Genomic DNA, 17756 nt, shown 5'->3' on the forward strand with positions numbered 1-17756 from the left:
CCTGGCACGACGCCCACCCACCCGCCCCGTCGCGCCAGGGCGCGTGGCGCCGGATGTCGACGGCGGCTGCTTCGATCGGAAGAGGTGACGCGGCCTCGTGGCTTCTTTGGTCCTGAAATATCCCGGGGGAGGCCCGCAGGGCCGGGGGCGGAGCCCCCTTTTCCGTTAGACGCGAAGCCAGGCGGCGGGGGCCGGCGTGCCTGCCTCGGCGTCATGCGCCGGCCTTTCCTCGATCGTCCAGGCCCGCGGCGGGGCCATCCGCGCGTGCAGGCGTTCCAGCCGCCATCGGTCATGGCCCGGCAGATGCGCGGGGTCCATCCGCCAGCGCGTCTCGACCCCCGGGGCACCACCCGCCCCCGGCGTCAGGATCAGCCCGAGGGGGCGGCAAGGGCCGGTCCCGGCCCCGGCCTCGGCCGCCAGGTGCAGGCGGCGCACCGGGGTCATGGCCGGCGGGTCGGACAGATCGGCGATCGCCACCGATGCCGCCCCGCTGCGCAGCGTCTCCTCCATCGCCCAGAGCATGTCGGCGGGGCGGTCGGCCGTGACGAACAGCACGTCGCGCGGCGCCAGCATCCCGGCCATGCCCGAGGGGTTGAGCGAGGCCGTGCTGCGCGCCGGCGCGATCCACAGCACGGGGCCGCCGGCCGCGGCGGCGATGCGCAGCGCCAGCGTGCGCCGCGCGGTGCCGCACACCTCGTGCACGCGGGCCAGCGCAAGCCGGAGCGTGTCGTCCCAGAGCGACAGGGAAGGGGCCGGGCGGTGGCCGTGGCGGCCCAGGCGAGGATCGAGAACGGACATGCGGGCAGGATATATGTTCGCTTTATGTTCTCAAGTGATTCCTGCCGCCGCTGCGCCGAAATATCGGGCAGGGCCGCGCCACGGGCCCGCCCGCGCGCTTTGGCCTTGCCCGTCCGGCCCGCTGCAGGCACGAAGCGCCTCAAAGAGCGAGGGGACCCCGAGATGAAGACGAACCAGCTTGGCCGGACCGACATCACCGTCACCGAATACTGCCTGGGCACCATGACCTTCGGCAGCCAGACCGACGAGGCCACCGCCCACGCCCAGATCGACCGGGCGCGCGACGCGGGCATCAACTTCATGGACGCGGCCGAGATGTACCCGGTCAACCCGGTGAAGAAGGAGACCATCGGCCTGACCGAACAGATCCTGGGCAACTGGTTCGCGAAGACCGGCCGGCGCAACGAGTGGATCGTCGCCACCAAGCATTCGGGCGAGGGGCTGGCCGCCGTGCGCGACGGCGCGCCGATCACCTCGGACACCATCCCCGGCGCCGTGGAAAGTTCGTTGAAACGTCTGCAGGCCGACCACATCGACCTCTACCAGTTCCACTGGCCCAACCGCGGCAGCTTCATGTTCCGCAAGAACTGGCGCTACGATCCGACCGCGTCGTCCTATTCGCGCGCCGACGTGATCCAGGACATCGAGGATTGCCTGGGCGCGCTGACCCGCGAGGTCGAGCGCGGCACGATCCGCGCCTTCGGCCTGTCCAACGATTCCGCCTGGGGCACGATGCAGTGGCTGCGGGAGGCCGACCGCGTCGGCGGGCCGCGCGTCGCCACAATCCAGAACGAATACTCGCTGCTGTGCCGGATGGCCGATACCGACCTGGCCGAACTGATGCATTACGAGGACGTGGGCCTGCTGCCGTTCTCGCCGCTGGCGGCCGGGCTGCTGTCGGGCAAGTACCAGGACGGCGCGGTGCCCGAGGGGTCGCGGATGGCGATCAACGGCGACCTGGGCGGGCGCAAGACCGAGCGCGCCTTTGCCGCCGTCGACGCCTACCTCGCGCTTGCGCGCGAGTTCGACATCGACCCGGTGCACATGGCGCTCGCTTTCACGGTGCAGCGGCCGTTCGTCGCGTCGTCGATCTTCGGCGCGACGACGTTGGAGCAGCTGGACCGCGCGCTGGGCGCGATCGACCTGCGGCTGAGCGAGGAGCTGCTGGAGCGCATCGACGCGGTGCACAAGCAGCACCCGATGCCGTACTAGGCGGGATCGGCGGCGGTGGAGATCTGGGTTCTCGCGACGCTGGCGGCGGCCACGATCCAGACCCTGCGCTTCGTGCTGCACAAGCAGCTTGCCGCCGGCGGGCTGAGCGCCACCGCCAGCACCTTCGCGCGCTTCGCCTATGCGGCGCCGGGCGCGGCGGTGGTGCTGGTCGTCTACCTGGCGCTGCGCGGGGTGCTGCCGCCGGTGCCCGACCCGGGCTTCATGGGATGGGTGGTGCTGGGCGGTCTGGGGCAGATCCTGGCCACGATCCTGCTGGTCCGGCTGTTCGCGCGGCGCAATTTCGCAACCGGCGTCACGCTGAAGAAGACCGAGGTCGTCCAGACCGCGCTGCTGGGCCTCGCGCTGCTGGGTGATACGATTCCCGCCGCGGGCTGGGCGGCGATCGGGCTGGGCCTGGTGGGCGTGCTGCTGCTGTCCGAGGCGCCGGCCGGGGCGCTTCGCCGCTTCGACGCGGGCGCGGTGGCGCTGGGTCTGGGCTCGGGGTTCTTCTTCGCGGTCGCCGGCGTGGGGTATCGCGCGGCGACGCTGTCGGTGCCCAGCGACGATGCGCTGCTGCGCGCGGGGCTGACGCTGACGGTGGTCACCGCGTCGCAGACGGCGGCGATGGCGCTCTGGCTGCGGCTTGCCAGTCCGGGCGACGTCACTGCCGTCTGGCGCGCGCGGCGCCGCGCCGCGTGGCTCGGCCTGACATCGATGGCGGGCTCGTGGTGCTGGTTCACCGCCTTCACGCTTCAGGCCGCGGCGCTGGTCTACGCGGTGGGGCAGGTCGAGCTGCTTCTGTCGCTGGCGGCCTCGGTCCTGATCTTCCACGAGACCGTCAGCCGCCGCGAGCTGGCCGGCTGCGTGCTGGTCGGCGCGTCGGTGCTGATCCTGGTGCTGGCCACCTAGACGATCGCCGCAGGCGGCAAACCGCGCAAAGGCCGCAGCCGTGGCGGAATGCCGCCAATGTGATGGATCGCAGCATGGATTTGGGTTAACAACGCTGCCAACAAGCCCGCACAGACGGGCGCAGGCGGAAGAGCAGGTCAAATGGAAGCGGAAACTCTCGCTCTCGCGCAGGAGATCGATTTCTCCATGTGGGGGCTCTTCGGGCGCGCGACGCTTACGGTCAAGCTGGTGATGCTGCTGCTGATCGCGGCCTCGGTCTGGGCCTGGGCGATCTTCATCGACAAGATGGTGGCCTACCGCCGCGCGAAGCGCGAGGCCGCCCGGTTCGACGCGGCCTTCTGGTCGGGCGAGCCGCTGGACGAACTGTTCGACAAGATCGGCCCCGACCCGGACGGACGGGCGGCGCGCATCTTCGCCGCCGGAATGCTGGAATGGCAGCGCAGCCACCGCGAGGACGGCCGCTTGATTCCGGGTGCGCAGCCGCGCATCGACCGGTCGATGGACGTGGCCATCCAGAAAGAGGCCGAGGGCCTGCAGCGCAACCTGACCGTGCTGGCGACGATCGGCTCGACCGCCCCGTTCGTCGGCCTGTTCGGCACGGTCTGGGGCATCATGCACGCCTTCGTCGAGATCGCGCAGCAGCAGAACACTTCGCTCGTGGTCGTGGCGCCCGGCATCGCCGAGGCGCTGCTGGCCACCGGGTTGGGCCTGCTGGCGGCGATCCCCGCGGTGATCTTCTACAACAAGCTTTCGGCCGACAGCGACCGGATCGTCGGCGGCTACGAGTCCTTCGCCGACGAATTCGCGACCATCCTGTCGCGCCAGCTGGACGGCTGATCCATGGGGGCAGGCGTCACGCAATCGCAGGGCAGCGGGCCGCAGCGCCGCCGGGGCCGCCGCGGCCGCGCGCGGCCCATGGCCGAGATCAACGTCACGCCTTTCGTGGACGTGATGATGGTGCTTCTGATCATCTTCATGGTCGCCGCGCCCCTGCTGACGGTGGGCGTGCCGGTCGAGTTGCCGCGCACCGCCGCGCAGGCCCTGCCGTCCGAGACCGAGGAGCCGCTGACCGTCACCATCGACGCGTCGGGCGGCGTAACGCTGCAAAGCACCGAGATCGCGCGCGACGACCTGATCCCGCGCCTGCGCGCCATCGCGGCCGAACGCGCCGACGACCGGGTCTTCCTGCGCGCCGACGGCGCCGTGCCCTACGAGACGGTCGCGCAGGTGATGGGCGCGCTGAACGCGGGCGGATTCTCGTCCATCGGGCTGGTGACGGACGTGGGCGGCCCGGCGCTGGACGGTGCGCGTGGCGGGACGGGCAACTGACCGATCATGTCGCGCGGGTTCAACATATCCGCCGGGGCGCACGGCCTGCTGGCGCTTTGGCTGCTGCTGGGGCCGGTGTTCCGCCCGGATCCGCCCGAGATGACCGTCGCGGACGTCTCGGTGATTTCGGAAGCCGAGTTCGCCGCGCTGACCGCGCCGCAAGACGGCCCGCAGACCGAACCCGCGCCCGCCGCACTCGAAGCACCCGAAGAGACGCCGGCTCCGCCGTCGCCGCCGACGCCTTCGGACACCCGCCCGCCCGCGCGGCCCGAGCCGCCGGCGCCCACGCCGGACGCGCAGCCGGATACACAACCGGCCGAGCCGCCGGCACCCGCGCCGCCGGTGGCCGAGGTGCAGGACGCGCCGCCCGAACCCTTGCCCGCGCCGCCCGCCGCGCCCGAGGTGGCCGCCCCCGAGAGCGATCTGCCGCCGACGCCGCGCGCCGCGCCGCGCGTCGCTCCCGAGGCCGTGGCCCCGCCGCCGCCCGAGGCCGCGCCGGACGAGGAGGTGCAGCAGGCCGCCGACCCCGAGGCGGAAAGCCCCGACACCGCCGAGGCCGAGCAGGAATCGACCGCGCCCGAGGAAGCCACCACCGAGATCGTGACCGAGGCCGAGCGCCCGGCCGCGGCGCCGAGCGCATCCGTCCGCCCGCTGGCCCGGCCCGAGCGCCAGGTCGCGGCCGTCCAGCCGGAGCCGGAGCCGGAGCCCGAGCCTGCGCCCGAACGCGAACCGGAACCGGAGCCCGAGGCGGCACCCGAACCGGAGCCCGCGCCCGAACCTGAGCCCGAACCCGCGCCGCAGGAGGTGCCGTCGGACGACATCGCCGCCGCCTTGGCCGAGGCCATGTCGGGCGGGCAGGGCGCCGATGCCGCGCCGCAGGCGCCCGCCGGCCCGCCGCTGACGCCCGGCGAGCGCGAGGGGCTGCGCCTGGCGGTGCAGCGCTGCTGGGTCGTCGACGTGGGCAGCCAAGCCGCCAGCGTGACCGTCGTCGTCGGCTTCGACCTGCAGCCCGACGGCCGGCCGGTCGAGGGCAGCGTGCGGCTGCTCGACTCCACCGGCGGGTCGGGTGCGGCGGCCGACGCCGCCTATGCCGCCGCGCGCCGCGCGATCCTGCGCTGCGCTGCGGAACAGAACGGCTTCGATCTGCCTTCCGACAAGTATGACCAGTGGAAAACGGTCGAGATGACCTTCAACCCGGAACAGATGCGCACCCGATGATCACTGCGCCGTCCCGTCCGAAACCGCTGCGCGATCCTCGGCCCGCCGCGCCGGTTATTGCATATCGTTCGCCCCCAACGTGGTCTCAGCCACGCCATCCAGAAGGAGACCTCGCATGAGAGCGTTCCTGTCCCTGCTCGTCGCCCTGTCCTGCTGGCTTGCGCCCGTCGCCGCCACCGCGCAGGACGGCCCTCTGCGGATCGAGATCACCGAGGGCGTGATCGAGCCGCTGCCCTTCGCCGCGCCGACCTTCGTTGCCGAGACGCCCGGCGCCGAGGCGCTGGCCGAGGAGATCAGTCGCGTCATCGCCGCCGACCTCGTCGGCACGGGCCTGTTCCGCGAGATCCCGCGCGACGCGCATATCTCGCGCGTGTCGAATTTCGCCGCGCCGGTCTCTTTCGCGGACTGGCGGGCGGTCAACGCCCAGGCGCTGATCACCGGCGCGGTCTCGACCGATCCGTCGGGGCGCGTGATCGTCAAGTTCCGGCTGTGGGACGTCTTCGCCGGGACCGAACTGGGCGACGGCATGCAGTTCGCCGCCGACCAGAGCGGCGTGCGGCGCCTGGCGCACAAGGTCGCCGACCAGGTGTATTCGCGCCTGACGGGCGAGCAGCCCTATTTCGACAGCCGCGTCGTCTTCGTGTCCGAGACCGGCCCCAAGGATGCCCGCCAGAAGCGGCTGGCGATCATGGATTACGACGGTGCCAACGTGCAGTACCTGACCGACGGCGGCTCAATCGTGCTGGCCCCGCGCTTCTCGCCCGATGGCAGCCGCGTGCTCTACACCAGCTACCAGACCGGCGAGCCGCGCGTGCGCGTCCTGCAGGTCGGCACGGCATCGTCGCAGATGCTGCCCACGACCGATGGCGTCATGAGCTTCGCGCCGCGCTTCTCGCCCGACGGTAACACGGTGATCTATTCGACCACGCAAGGGTCGAACACGGACATCTATTCGATGAGCCTGTCGAGCGGCCAGATCCGCCGCCTGACCGACGCCCCGTCGATCGAGACCGCGCCGGGCTTTTCGCCCGACGGCAGCCGGATCGTGTTCGAGTCCGACCGCTCGGGCACGCAGCAGCTTTACGTGATGCCCGCCTCGGGCGGCGAGGCCACGCGGATCAGCTTCGGGCAGGGCCGCTATGGCACGCCGGTCTGGTCGCCGCGCGGCGACATGATCGCCTTCACCAAGCAGAACGCCGGGCGTTTCCACATCGGCGTGATGCGCACCGACGGCTCCGAAGAGCGGCTGCTGACCGCGTCGTTCCTGGACGAAAGCCCGACCTGGGCGCCGGGCGGCCGCGTCATCATGTTCGCGCGCGAGACGCAGGGCGAACAGGGTTCCTCGTCGCTCTATTCGGTCGACGTCTCTGGGCGCAACCTGCAGCAGGTCCGCACGCCCTCGGGCGCGTCCGACCCCAGCTGGGGCCCGCTGCAGTGACCAGCGATTCCATCATCCCGCGCGCCGTGCTAGAATGGCCGCGACATACAGGCAGGACGAACAGAATGAAGCATATTCACAAAGCCATCATCGTGGTTGCAGCACTTGGCCTCGCGGCCTGTTCCGGTCCCGACCGGTTCGGTCCCGGCGGCGCGGGTGCCGGCGGCGGCATGGGCGCGGGCGCCGGCATGGGAGCGGGCGGCGCGGCCGATCCGGCTTCGCCCGCGTACTTCCAGCAGAATGTCGGCGACCGCGTGCTGTTCGCCGTCGACCAGTCGTCGCTGTCGCCCGAGGCGCAGGCCACGCTGGACGGGCAGGTCGCCTGGCTGCAGCGGAACTCGGACTACGACGCGGTTATCGAGGGTCACGCCGACGAGCAGGGCACCCGCGAATACAACCTCGCGCTGGGCGCGCGGCGGGCCAACGCCGTGATGGAATACCTGATCTCGCGCGGGATCGCCGAGAACCGCCTGCGCTTCGTGTCCTACGGCAAGGAACGCCCGGTCGAGATCTGCTCGGTCGAGAGCTGCTACGCGAAGAACCGCCGCGCCGTGACGGTGCTGGCCGCCGGCAGCCTGACGAGCTGACGGAATGCGGGGGTTGATCCTGGCCGCCGGGCTTGCGCTTGCCGCGCTGCCCGGCGCGGCCCAGCAGGCCGAGACGCTGGCCGACATCAAGCAGGACATGTCCGTGCTGTATGTGGAGCTTCAGCGCCTCAAGCAGGAGCTGAACACCACCGGTGTCAGCGACATGCAGCTTCCGGCCAGCGCGCTGGACCGCATCGCCGCGATCGAGGAGGAGCTGGGGCGCATCACGGCCAAGGCCGAAGAGCTCGAGTTCCGCATCGCGCAGGTGGTCGAGAACGGCACCAACCGCCTGGGCGACCTCGACTTCCGCCTGTGCGAGCTCGAGCCCGGCTGCGACATCGGCAGCCTGGGCGAGACGCCGCGCCTGGGCGGCGACGCCGTGCCGCCCGCCCCCGCGCCGCAGGGCGTGCCCGCGGTGGCCACCGACTCGCTGCCGCAGGGCGCGGGTGAACTGGCTGTCAGCGAAGAGGCCGATTTCGTCGCGGCCCAGCAGGCGATCGACGCCGGCGACTATGCCGGTGCCGCGCAGCTTTTCGCGCAGTTCCGCGAGACCTATCCGCAAGGCCCGCTGGAAGCTGCGGCGCTGGTGGGCGAGGGGCGCGCGCTGGACGGCGCCGGCGACACGCGCGAGGCCGCGCGCCGGTTCCTGCGCGCCTATTCCGACTACCCCGACTCCCCGGTCGCCCCTGAGGCGTTGTGGCGGCTGGGCGAGGCGCTGGGCGACCTAGGCAGCGCGGCCGAGGCCTGCGTCACGCTGGACGAGGTGAGCGCGCGCTACCCGGCGTCGGACTACGCCGCGCGCGCCCGCGAGAGCCGGGCGGCGCTCGCCTGCCAGTGACGTGAGCCTCGACCGGCGTTTCGCCGAGGCTATGGGCGACCTGCTGGGGCCTGATTTCCCCGCCGATATCGGACTCGCGGTGTCCGGCGGGGGCGACAGCATGGCGATGCTGACGCTGGCGCATAACTGGACGCGGGCGTGGGGTGTGCGGCTGTGGGTCGTTACCGTCGATCACCGATTGCGCCCCGAAAGCGCGGACGAGGCGGCGATGGTCGCCCGCGAGTGTGCCGCGCTGGGTTGGCCGCAGGCCACGCTGCGCTGGCACTGGGACGGCACCGGCAACAAGATGGATGCTGCCCGGCGGGGCCGGCTGGAGCTGATCGGCGCGTGGCGCGGCGCTTTGCGGCACGTGCTGATGGCGCATACCCGCGACGACGTCGCCGAGACGTTCCTGATGCGGTTGGCGCGCGGGTCGGGGGTCGAGGGGCTGTCGGCCATGGCGGCGATGCGCCGGGTCCGGCCGCTTGTCGAGCGCGCGACACCCGCGGATTACGACGGCGCGCTGCCACCGCGACCGGTCGCGCCCGAGGACGCTGCGGCGCGCGACGGGTTCGACATCCTCCGCCCCTGTCTGGACATGAAACGCGCCGAGCTGCGGCACTACCTGCGCAGCCTGAAAGGCACCTGGGTCGAGGATCCCTCGAACGACGATCCCGGCTACGACCGCGTTCGGATGCGCCGGCTGCTGGCGCTGCTCGAGGACGAGGGGCTGGGCGCCGACTCGCTGGCCGCGACGGCCGGGCGGATGGCGCGAGCGCGCCAGGCCTTGGCTGCGCGGGCGCGGGCAGTGTGGCACGAGATCGGGCACGAAGGCAGCGATCCGGTGACCGGAGCGGGAACCGGCGACATCCTGTTCGACCGCGACGGCTTTGCCGCCACGGAACGCGACACGCAGCTGCGGCTTCTCGCGGCGGCGCTGCAATTCATCTCGGGCGCGGAATATCGCCCGCGCGCGGCGCCGCTCGGGTCGCTGCTCGACCGGCTGCTGGGCGGCGGCGGCGGCACGTTGCACGGCGTCGAGGCGCGCGTGCTGCGCGACCGCCTTCACCTGTTCCGCGAATACGAGGCGGTGCGCGACCTGTCGTCCGACCCTGCAAACGGTCTCTGGGACGGCCGCTGGCGCGTCGAAGCCGCGGAGGACGCCGCCGGCCTGACGATCCGTGCGCTGGGCGACGCGGGCTGGGCGCAGCTGCCCGGCAGGCCCGCGGGCACCGCCTTCGCCGCGGCCCGCCCGCTGCCGGCGCTTTGGCATGGCGACAGGCTGCTTTCCTGCCCGCCGCTGGGCTTCGGCGCCGCGCGCGCGACGTTGTGCCCCACGGGGCGGCCCGGTCTTACGCTGTCGGCTTTCCTTGATTCACATTGAACCGGGGCAGCCAATGTCTATGTTCTAGCAAACGCCGAAGCCCGGCCTCACGTCATGCAAGGAGAATGCCTTGGGCAACGCTCGCAACATCGCCTTCTGGGTCGTCCTGTTCCTTCTGATCCTAGCGCTCTTCAACCTGTTCTCGGGCGGGGGCGGCACGCTTCAGAGCCGCGAGATGAGCTATTCCGAATTCGTCTCGTCCGTCGAGGAGGGTTCCGTGTCTTCGGCCACGATCGATGGCGAGGAAGTGCGGTTCCGCACCGACGAGGGGCAGGATTACGTGACCGTGATCCCGCGCGATGCCGGCGTGACCAACCTGCTGATCGAGAACGACGTTCCGCTGCGCGCCGAACAGCAGGAGCAGTCCGGCTTCCAGGCGTTCCTGCTGAGCCTGTTGCCCTTCCTGCTTCTGATCGGGGTCTGGATCTACTTCATGAACCGCATGCAGGGCGGCGGCAAGGGCGGCGCCATGGGCTTCGGCAAGTCCAAGGCCAAGCTGCTGACCGAGAAGCACGGCCGCGTCACCTTCGACGAGGTCGCCGGCATCGACGAGGCCAAGGAAGAGCTGGAAGAGATCGTCGAATTCCTGCGCAACCCGCAGAAGTTCAGCCGTCTCGGCGGCAAGATCCCCAAGGGCGCGCTGCTGGTCGGCCCTCCGGGTACCGGTAAGACGCTGCTCGCGCGCGCCATCGCGGGCGAGGCCGGCGTGCCGTTCTTCACCATCTCGGGGTCGGACTTCGTCGAGATGTTCGTGGGCGTCGGCGCATCCCGCGTGCGCGACATGTTCGAACAGGCCAAGAAGAACGCGCCCTGCATCGTCTTCATCGACGAGATCGACGCCGTGGGCCGCGCCCGTGGCCAGGGCTACGGCGGCGGCAACGACGAGCGCGAGCAGACGCTGAACCAGCTTCTGGTCGAGATGGACGGGTTCGAGGCAAACGAAGGCGTCATCATCGTCGCCGCCACCAACCGCCGCGACGTTCTGGACCCCGCGCTGCTGCGTCCGGGCCGCTTCGACCGTCAGGTCACCGTGCCCAACCCCGACATCAAGGGCCGCGAGAAGATCTTGGGCGTGCATGCCCGCAAGACACCCCTTGGTCCCAACGTCGACTTGCGCATCATCGCGCGCGGCACGCCGGGCTTTTCCGGCGCGGACCTCGCCAACCTCGTGAACGAGGCGGCGCTGATGGCCGCGCGCGTCGGCCGGCGCTTCGTGACGATGGAGGATTTCGAGAACGCCAAGGACAAGGTCATGATGGGGTCCGAGCGCCGCAGCATGGTCCTGACCGACGACCAGAAGGAAAAGACCGCCTATCACGAGGCCGGTCACGCCGTCGTCGGCCTGTCGCTGCCCCAGTGCGATCCGGTCTACAAGGCGACGATCATCCCGCGCGGCGGCGCGCTTGGCATGGTCGTGTCGCTACCCGAGATCGACCGCCTGAACTGGCACAAGGAAGAGTGCGAGCAGAAGCTGGCCATGACCATGGCGGGCAAGGCGGCCGAGATCATCAAGTACGGCGACAACATGGTCTCGAACGGCCCGGCGGGCGACATCCAGCAGGCCAGCGCTCTGGCCCGTGCGATGGTCCTGCAATGGGGCATGTCCGATAAGGTTGGCAACATCGACTACCGCGAGGCGGCCGAGAGCTATTCCGGTAACACCGCCGGCCTGTCGGTCAGCGCCCACACGAAGGAGATGATCGAGGACGAGGTGCGCCGCTTCATCTCCGAAGCCTACGATCGCGCGTTCCAGATCCTGACCGAGCGCAAGGAGGAGTGGGAGCGCCTGGCGCAGGGCCTGCTGGAATACGAGACGCTGACCGGCGAAGAGATCAAGCGCGTCATGCGGGGCGAGCCCCCCACCTCCGGCGACGACGAGGGCGGCGCCGGCGAGGTCGAGAACAAGCCCAGCTTCACCGCGATTCCCAAGACCAAGCCAAAGCCGAAATCCGACGGCGGCCTCGAGCCCGAACCGTCGACCTGAGCACGGACATCGCGAAGACGAACCGGACCCCGGGACCTGGAAAGGTTCCGGGGGTTTTGCTTTGGGCGCCGGCCGGCGCGGCCCGCGCTTGCCTCATGCGCAATTCCGCGCCACCAAGGGACCGCAACCGGAGATTTCTCATGCCAGCGCTCAGGGCCATCGACCATCTCGCGACCATCACGTGGCTTGGCCGCGTCCCCGTTCCCGGCACCGGGCTCTGCTCGGAGCCGAGCGAGACGCTGGATCTGGACTGGGGTGGGCCGGCAGGCGAACGGCATTCGGGGTGGACCCGGGGCGCTTGTTCGCGCGTCGCGGCGCAGTACCGGCGCGGCACCGAGATCGCCAATACCCGGCAGGTCTCCATCGTCTCGGTCGAGGAACTGGGCGTTATCGCCGCCGCGATGGGCCTGGCAACGCTGAACCCTGCCTTGCTGGGTGCGACAATGGTGGTGCGCGGCCTGCCAGATTTCTCGCACCTGCCGCCCTCGGCCCGCCTTCAGGGACCGGACGGCGCCTGCCTTGTCGTGGACATGATGAACCGCCCCTGCGTCCTGCCCGGGCGCGAGATCGAAGGCGTCCACCCGGGTGCCGGCAAGCGGTTCAAGCGCGCGGCCGAGGGGCTGCGGGGCGTGACCGCCTGGGTCGAGCGACCCGGCCGCCTGTCCGTCGGCGACTCGCTGCGCCTGTTCGTGCCCGACCAGCGGGCCTGGCGGGGAGAGGCGACCCCCGCGAGACGAAAAGACCCCGGCGCAGTGGCCGGGGTCGAAAGTGCCGGGGCCGATGGCCCTGATCACATCGTGCTGGGATAGGTGTAGTACACCGCCGGCTCGTCCGGAGTCAGCGTGTTGGTCGGCATCTCGTAATCTTCCGCCGCCTGCTCCTGCGCAGCCTGACCGCGTTCCTGAATCATGCCGCTGTACTCGTCCTCGGACACGTCGCCCGAGCGGTCGGCGTCGGTCTCGTCGAAGCGCATGTTCGCGGCCTCGCTACGGTCGGCCAGCGGCACCTGCGTGACCGCCCATTCGTCGCGAGCGATCGTGCCGCTGTTGTCGGCGTCGAGCGAGACGAACAGCATCATCGTCCGACCCGCGGCCTCGTCGACGCTCATGTCGATCCAGGCGCCGGGCGTCGTCGAGACGGGCCAGAACGTCAGGCGCGTGATGTCGGTCTCCGCATTCGGATCGTCCGTCATCGCATTGTAGGAATCCGCCGAGGCCTGCATGAATTCCTGCTGCGTGAGGACGTCGTCGCTGTCGGTGTCGTATTCGGCCATGTTCTCGGCCGACCGGTCGCTTTCCATGCTTTGCGTGCCGGCCATGACGTTCGCGCAATCCGCGTACTCCTGCTTCGTCAGCGCGCCATCGCCATCGGCGTCCATCTCGCGGAAGGACGCGCGGGCGACAGCGTCGAGCTCGTCCGTCCCGAGTTCGCCGTCGCCGTTCTGGTCGTAGCTGGCAAAGCCGGTTTCGCAGATCGAGCCCGTCTGGTTCGCGGCGGCCTGGTCGGCCGAAGCATCGCCGGAGTGCTGCTCGGCGGCCACACCGGTGGCAAGGGCCATCAGGGCGGTGGTGGTGATAAGGGTGGTCTTCATCTGGGACCTCCTGTCATATCCAGTGAGCGCGGGCATCGGCTCGCGCCTTCCCGCACGCTGGCAACGTAGATCCGGGGCTGGTGTTCCCAAGCGCCGCGCGCGGCCGTCGTTGCAGGCAAGCCGCAACAGACCTGCGTTTTGTCGCAATGACGCTGCCCTTCGGCGTGCGGGCCCGCTAATGCTGTGCACGCAACCGCGTTGAAGGGGAGACAGACGTGGCCTTCAGGACCGATATCGAGATCGCGCGCGCCGCGAAGAAGAAACCCATCCAGGAGATCGGCGCTGCCCTGGGCATCCCGCCCGAACACCTGCTGCCCTACGGGCACGACAAGGCCAAGGTCGGGCAGGGCTTCATCGACGGTCTGAAGGATCGCCCCGACGGCAAGCTGGTGCTGGTCACGGCCGTGAACCCCACGCCCGCGGGCGAGGGCAAGACCACGACGACCGTGGGCCTGGGCGACGGCCTCAACCGGATCGGCCGCAACGCGGTGGTCTGCATCCGCGAGGCCTCGCTGGGCCCGAATTTCGGCATGAAGGGTGGCGCCGCGGGCGGCGGCTTGGCGCAGGTCGTCCCGATGGAGGACATGAACCTGCACTTCACCGGCGATTTCCACGCCATCACAAGCGCGCACTCGCTGCTGGCGGCGATGATCGACAACCACATCTACTGGGGCAACGAACTGGACATCGACATCCGCCGCGTCGTCTGGCGCCGCGTGGTGGACATGAACGACCGTGCGCTGCGCCAGATCACGGCATCCTTGGGTGGCGTGGCCAACGGCTTCCCGCGCGAGACCGGGTTCGACATCACCGTCGCCTCCGAGGTCATGGCGATCCTGTGCCTGGCGCGCGACCTGAAGGACCTCGAGGAACGGCTTGGCGCGATGATCGTCGCCTATCGCCGCGACAAGACGCCGGTCTATTGCCGCGACATCGGCGCCGAGGGGGCGATGACCGTCCTGCTGAAGGACGCGATGCAGCCCAACCTCGTCCAGACGCTGGAAAACAACCCCGCCTTTGTGCATGGCGGACCCTTCGCCAACATCGCGCATGGCTGCAACTCGGTCATCGCCACCAAGACCGCGTTGAAGCTGGCGGACTTCGTGGTGACCGAAGCCGGGTTCGGCGCCGATCTGGGCGCCGAGAAGTTCATGAACATCAAGTGCCGCAAGGCCGGCATCGCGCCTTCGGTCGTGGTGGTGGTGGCCACGGTGCGGGCGATGAAGATGAACGGCGGCGTCGCGCGTGCGGACCTGGGCGCCGAGAACGTCGAGGCGGTGAAGGCCGGATGCGCCAACCTGGGCCGGCACATCGAGAACGTGAAGGGCTTCGGCGTGCCGGTGGTGGTGGCGATCAACCACTTCGTCACCGACACCGACGCCGAGGTGCAGGCGGTGAAGGACTACGTCGAGGGGCAGGACGCCGAGGCAGTGCTGAGCCGGCATTGGGAGCTGGGCAGCGAAGGCTCGGCCCCGCTGGCCGAGGCGGTGGCGCGGCTGGCCGATGCCGACACCGCGCAGTTCGCCACGCTCTACCCCGACGCGATGGGCCTTGCCGACAAGATCGAGACGATTGCCACGCGTATCTATCGCGCCGACGGCGTGGTGCTGGATGGCAAGCTGCGCGCGCAGCTGAAGGACTGGGAGGACCAAGGCTATGGCGACCTGCCCGTCTGCATGGCCAAGACGCAGTATTCCTTTACCACAGATCCTACGCTGCGCGGCGCGCCCACGGGGTTTACCATCCCGGTGCGCGAGGTGCGGCTGTCCGCCGGCGCGGGTTTCGTCGTGGCGATCTGCGGCGAGATCATGACCATGCCCGGCCTGCCCAAGGCGCCGGCGGCACAGTCGATCCGGCTCAACGCGGCGGGCGAGATCGAGGGGCTTTTCTGACGGCGACACGGCGCTCGCCGCTGAAGCGGCATCGCCCCGCCCGCCGTCCCCGGCCCACTGGGCACGCGGCGGGCGGGGTGATAGTGGCAGCCAAACGGCACGAGGGGATCGAAAGATGACGGCGAAGGTGATCGACGGCAAGGCGCACGCAGCGCGCATCCGCGCGGCGGTGGCCGACAACGTGGCGCGACTGCGCGAGGCGAACGGCGTCACGCCCGGCCTGGCGGTCGTACTGGTGGGCGAGGATCCGGCCAGCCAGGTCTACGTGCGGTCCAAGGGCCGCATGACCGTCGAGGCCGGCATGCAAAGCTTCGAGCACAAGCTGGACGTGGGTGTCGCCGAGGCCGAACTGCTCGCGCTGGTCGAGCGGCTGAACGCCGACCCGGCGGTGCACGGAATCCTGGTGCAGCTTCCGCTGCCCGACCACATGGATTCGGCCAAGGTGATCCGCACGATCGACCCGGCCAAGGATGTCGACGGCTTCCACATCTCGAACGTGGGCCTGCTGGGCACCGGTCAGAAGGCGATGGTGCCCTGCACGCCGCTGGGCTGCCTGCTGATGCTGCGCGAGACGCTGGGCGATCTGTCGGGTCTCGAGGCGGTGGTGATCGGGCGCAGCAACATCGTCGGCAAGCCGATGGCGCATCTTCTGCTGGGCGAAAGCTGCACGGTGACCGTCGCGCATTCGCGCACCCGCGATCTGCCGGGCGTTGTGCGCCGGGCGGACATCGTCGTCGCCGCCGTGGGCCGGCCCGAGATGGTCAAGGGCGACTGGATCAAGCCCGGCGCCACGGTGATCGACGTGGGCATCAACCGCGTCGACGCGGGCGACGGCAAGACGCGGCTGGTGGGCGACGTGGATTACGAGGGCTGTTCTGCGATTGCCGGTGCCATCACGCCGGTGCCGGGTGGCGTGGGACCGATGACCATCGCCTGCCTGCTGGCCAACACGCTGACCGCCTGCTGCCGCGCCAACGGCCTGCCCGAGCCGGAAGGGCTCGGCGTCTAGCACGCCGGTCCGGCTGGGTCGTCAGGCCGGCACCGGCACCATCGTGCCGGTCAGCAGCGCGATTTGGACCTCGCGGCCCCCGGTGCGGGCGAAGACCTCGGCCTGCACCACCACAAGGCGGCGGCCGGGCTTGATCACCTTTCCGCGTGCGATCAGCTGGTCGCCGCGCGCCGGTGCCAGCAGGTGGATGCGGATCTCGGCCGTCACCACCTCCTGGTCCTCGGGCATGAGGCTGAGCGCCGAATACCCCGCCGCCGTGTCGCCGAGCGAGAAGGCCAACCCTGCGTGACCGAACCCCTGCTGTTGCAGAGCGATGGGCAGGATCGGCGCCGTGATCTCGACCGCGCCGGGCGCGACATTGGCGATCTTCGCGCCCAGCGTGTCCATCATCGATTGCCGGGCAAAGCTGTCGCGAACGCGTTTTTCCATGTCCATGACGGCCACGCTACGGCGCGAGAAATATCGCGTCCAGAGCCTCTTGCGCCGATTGCGGCGCCGCCCGATATTCCGAAACGCGCGGCGCGCGACCGGGTGTTTCGTCCGAGGTCGGACGAACCGGATCGTGGCGCCGGACGGAGTATCCCATGTATATCTACGAGGGTGTGGGCCTGCTGCTGGTGGCCCTTGTTCTCTATGGCTGGGCCTATCGGCTGCACCACCGCCCGGCGTCACCGGGCTGGGCGAAGGGGCAGCCTTTCGCCTCGGCCGTCGGCCTCGTGCTGGTGCTGATCGCACCGGTTGGCGCGGGTCTGCTGACATTCGGGCTGATGCAGCCGCTGAACGGGCTGCAGATGACGGGCCTTGCCGTCCTGATCGCGTCGCCCTTCGCGCTGCATTGCGCGCTGCGCCGGATCAGGTAGCCGGCTGAGGTCGTATCCCGGCCCGGCGCGGCATCGGGATCGCGCAGGGACGGCGGCCGGTCAGGATTGCCTGCGCACCCTTGCCCATGAGAGCCGACAGCGTCGCGCTGTCGGTCCACAGCCCGCCCGTATAGGCGCCGTAGGCCGGCATGACCAGCCGCCGCTCGTCGACCAGGAAACACGGCATCGACAATGCGCGCCCGCGCGCGGTGAAGCGCGCCTTGGGGTGGTAGTGGCCCGACACCTCGCCTTCGGCCGCGTCGGAGGCGATGTGCCGGAAGACGAGCGGCCCCAGCGACAGGTCGGCGCGATGCGTTCCGCCAAGGCTCACGGGTCCCGGATCGTGGTTTCCCTCGATCCAGTCCCAGTCGCGCCCCGCCTGGAGGCGCGCGATGAACATCAGGTCGTCCTCGGGCAGGTGCACGTCGAGCCCCGCCGCGTCGAAGCTGTCGCCCAGACAGATGACGCGGCCCGCGCCCGTGATCTCCAGGTCGTGCGACAGCCTCGACAGGGTCTCGCGCGCCTCGTAGGGCGGCAGGGCCGCGCCGCCCACGGCGGACAGGCGCGCGGCCTTGCCCAGATGCAGGTCCGACACGACAAGCACCGAGAGGCCTGGCCAGTGCAGCGCGCCCGAGGGCAGGGCGCAGAGCCTTTCGCCGTGGAAGATGAAGGCATGGGAGTTCATGCTTTGGTCCTTGCCGCAACGGCGGCCGTCCCGCAAGCCCGAC

18 protein-coding genes are annotated in these 17756 nt (G+C 70.2%); 14 read left to right on the top strand and 4 right to left on the bottom strand.

Annotation, left to right across the window (positions count from 1 at the left end):
• Nucleotides 1-165: 165 nt before the first annotated feature.
• The gene (locus BLW27_RS09960; RefSeq protein WP_089882758.1) at nucleotides 166-798 is read right to left on the bottom strand and encodes an ImuA family protein; all 633 of its coding nucleotides are present in this window, start codon (nucleotides 796-798) and stop codon (nucleotides 166-168) included.
• Between the two features lie 162 nt (nucleotides 799-960).
• Here BLW27_RS09960 and BLW27_RS09965 point away from each other — a divergent pair, with 162 nt between their 5' ends.
• The 11 genes from BLW27_RS09965 (at nucleotide 961) to BLW27_RS10015 (ending at nucleotide 12485) form a co-directional block, all read left to right on the top strand.
• Entirely contained in the window at nucleotides 961-2010 is a 1050-nt protein-coding gene (locus BLW27_RS09965; protein ID WP_089882761.1) for an aldo/keto reductase, read from the top strand.
• Between the two features lie 15 nt (nucleotides 2011-2025).
• The gene (locus BLW27_RS09970; RefSeq protein ID WP_089882763.1) at nucleotides 2026-2919 is read left to right on the top strand and encodes a DMT family transporter; all 894 of its coding nucleotides are present in this window, start codon (nucleotides 2026-2028) and stop codon (nucleotides 2917-2919) included.
• Between the two features lie 141 nt (nucleotides 2920-3060).
• Entirely contained in the window at nucleotides 3061-3756 is a 696-nt protein-coding gene (gene tolQ, locus BLW27_RS09975) for a protein TolQ (RefSeq protein WP_089882766.1), read from the top strand.
• Between the two features lie 3 nt (nucleotides 3757-3759).
• Nucleotides 3760-4248, top strand: coding sequence for a protein TolR (gene tolR / locus BLW27_RS09980; RefSeq protein ID WP_089882769.1), 489 nt, complete (start codon nucleotides 3760-3762; stop codon nucleotides 4246-4248).
• Nucleotides 4249-4254: 6 nt separating this feature from the next.
• Nucleotides 4255-5466 (top strand): hypothetical protein, encoded by a 1212-nt coding sequence (locus tag BLW27_RS09985; protein WP_089882771.1) that lies wholly within the window; start codon nucleotides 4255-4257, stop codon nucleotides 5464-5466.
• Between the two features lie 115 nt (nucleotides 5467-5581).
• Nucleotides 5582-6904 carry a Tol-Pal system beta propeller repeat protein TolB gene (tolB, locus tag BLW27_RS09990; protein ID WP_089882774.1) on the top strand — a complete coding sequence of 441 codons (1323 nt, stop codon included), beginning with the start codon at nucleotides 5582-5584 and terminating at the stop codon, nucleotides 6902-6904.
• 65 nt (nucleotides 6905-6969) lie between these two features.
• Entirely contained in the window at nucleotides 6970-7491 is a 522-nt protein-coding gene (pal, locus tag BLW27_RS09995) for a peptidoglycan-associated lipoprotein Pal (protein ID WP_089882776.1), read from the top strand.
• Nucleotides 7492-7495: 4 nt separating this feature from the next.
• On the top strand, nucleotides 7496-8329 hold the full coding sequence (ybgF, locus tag BLW27_RS10000) for a tol-pal system protein YbgF (protein WP_089882779.1): 834 nt from the start codon (nucleotides 7496-7498) through the stop codon (nucleotides 8327-8329).
• 31 nt (nucleotides 8330-8360) lie between these two features.
• Nucleotides 8361-9692, top strand: a complete 1332-nt coding sequence (gene tilS / locus BLW27_RS10005; protein WP_089882781.1) for a tRNA lysidine(34) synthetase TilS — start codon at nucleotides 8361-8363, stop codon at nucleotides 9690-9692.
• A gap of 70 nt (nucleotides 9693-9762) precedes the next feature.
• Nucleotides 9763-11676: an ATP-dependent zinc metalloprotease FtsH gene (ftsH, locus tag BLW27_RS10010; RefSeq protein WP_089882783.1), complete on the top strand. Its 1914-nt coding sequence runs from the start codon at nucleotides 9763-9765 to the stop codon at nucleotides 11674-11676.
• Between the two features lie 140 nt (nucleotides 11677-11816).
• Nucleotides 11817-12485, top strand: coding sequence for an MOSC domain-containing protein (locus BLW27_RS10015; RefSeq protein WP_245710838.1), 669 nt, complete (start codon nucleotides 11817-11819; stop codon nucleotides 12483-12485).
• On the opposite strand, the gene BLW27_RS10020 is transcribed toward BLW27_RS10015, so the two are convergent.
• Nucleotides 12467-13267: an EF-hand domain-containing protein gene (locus BLW27_RS10020; protein WP_177177869.1), complete on the bottom strand. Its 801-nt coding sequence runs from the start codon at nucleotides 13265-13267 to the stop codon at nucleotides 12467-12469. The two genes, BLW27_RS10015 and BLW27_RS10020, sit on opposite strands and share 19 nt — an antisense overlap.
• Nucleotides 13268-13482: 215 nt before the next feature.
• Here BLW27_RS10020 and BLW27_RS10025 point away from each other — a divergent pair, with 215 nt between their 5' ends.
• Nucleotides 13483-15159: a formate--tetrahydrofolate ligase gene (locus tag BLW27_RS10025; protein WP_089882788.1), complete on the top strand. Its 1677-nt coding sequence runs from the start codon at nucleotides 13483-13485 to the stop codon at nucleotides 15157-15159.
• 115 nt (nucleotides 15160-15274) lie between these two features.
• On the top strand, nucleotides 15275-16168 hold the full coding sequence (gene folD / locus BLW27_RS10030; RefSeq protein WP_089882790.1) for a bifunctional methylenetetrahydrofolate dehydrogenase/methenyltetrahydrofolate cyclohydrolase FolD: 894 nt from the start codon (nucleotides 15275-15277) through the stop codon (nucleotides 16166-16168).
• Between the two features lie 21 nt (nucleotides 16169-16189).
• Here folD and BLW27_RS10035 read toward each other — a convergent pair whose 3' ends face one another.
• Entirely contained in the window at nucleotides 16190-16597 is a 408-nt protein-coding gene (locus BLW27_RS10035; protein ID WP_425429288.1) for a PaaI family thioesterase, read from the bottom strand.
• A gap of 155 nt (nucleotides 16598-16752) precedes the next feature.
• On the opposite strand from BLW27_RS10035, the gene BLW27_RS10040 reads away from it, so the two are divergent.
• Entirely contained in the window at nucleotides 16753-17028 is a 276-nt protein-coding gene (locus BLW27_RS10040; RefSeq protein ID WP_089882792.1) for a hypothetical protein, read from the top strand.
• Here BLW27_RS10040 and pdeM read toward each other — a convergent pair.
• Complete coding sequence (pdeM, locus tag BLW27_RS10045; RefSeq protein ID WP_089882794.1) at nucleotides 17021-17713, bottom strand: ligase-associated DNA damage response endonuclease PdeM; 693 nt, start codon at nucleotides 17711-17713, stop codon at nucleotides 17021-17023. The two genes, BLW27_RS10040 and pdeM, sit on opposite strands and share 8 nt — an antisense overlap.
• Nucleotides 17714-17756 lie beyond the last annotated feature (43 nt).

The organism is Citreimonas salinaria (assembly GCF_900107235.1).
Lineage (GTDB): Bacteria > Pseudomonadota > Alphaproteobacteria > Rhodobacterales > Rhodobacteraceae > Citreimonas > Citreimonas salinaria.

Bases quoted from the DNA above. Each gene is read 5' to 3' on its own strand.
- BLW27_RS09960 (WP_089882758.1), bottom strand. From the start codon at position 798: ATGTCCGTTCTCGATCCTCGCCTGGGCCGCCACGGCCACCGCCCGGCC.
- BLW27_RS09965 (WP_089882761.1), top strand. From the start codon at position 961: ATGAAGACGAACCAGCTTGGCCGGACCGACATCACCGTCACCGAATAC.
- tolQ (WP_089882766.1), top strand. From the start codon at position 3,061: ATGGAAGCGGAAACTCTCGCTCTCGCGCAGGAGATCGATTTCTCCATG.
- tolR (WP_089882769.1), top strand. From the start codon at position 3,760: ATGGGGGCAGGCGTCACGCAATCGCAGGGCAGCGGGCCGCAGCGCCGC.
- BLW27_RS09985 (WP_089882771.1), top strand. From the start codon at position 4,255: ATGTCGCGCGGGTTCAACATATCCGCCGGGGCGCACGGCCTGCTGGCG.
- tolB (WP_089882774.1), top strand. From the start codon at position 5,582: ATGAGAGCGTTCCTGTCCCTGCTCGTCGCCCTGTCCTGCTGGCTTGCG.
- pal (WP_089882776.1), top strand. From the start codon at position 6,970: ATGAAGCATATTCACAAAGCCATCATCGTGGTTGCAGCACTTGGCCTC.
- ybgF (WP_089882779.1), top strand. From the start codon at position 7,496: ATGCGGGGGTTGATCCTGGCCGCCGGGCTTGCGCTTGCCGCGCTGCCC.
- tilS (WP_089882781.1), top strand. From the start codon at position 8,361: ATGGGCGACCTGCTGGGGCCTGATTTCCCCGCCGATATCGGACTCGCG.
- BLW27_RS10015 (WP_245710838.1), top strand. From the start codon at position 11,817: ATGCCAGCGCTCAGGGCCATCGACCATCTCGCGACCATCACGTGGCTT.
- BLW27_RS10020 (WP_177177869.1), bottom strand. From the start codon at position 13,267: ATGAAGACCACCCTTATCACCACCACCGCCCTGATGGCCCTTGCCACC.
- folD (WP_089882790.1), top strand. From the start codon at position 15,275: ATGACGGCGAAGGTGATCGACGGCAAGGCGCACGCAGCGCGCATCCGC.
- BLW27_RS10035 (WP_425429288.1), bottom strand. From the start codon at position 16,597: ATGGAAAAACGCGTTCGCGACAGCTTTGCCCGGCAATCGATGATGGAC.
- BLW27_RS10040 (WP_089882792.1), top strand. From the start codon at position 16,753: ATGTATATCTACGAGGGTGTGGGCCTGCTGCTGGTGGCCCTTGTTCTC.
- pdeM (WP_089882794.1), bottom strand. From the start codon at position 17,713: ATGAACTCCCATGCCTTCATCTTCCACGGCGAAAGGCTCTGCGCCCTG.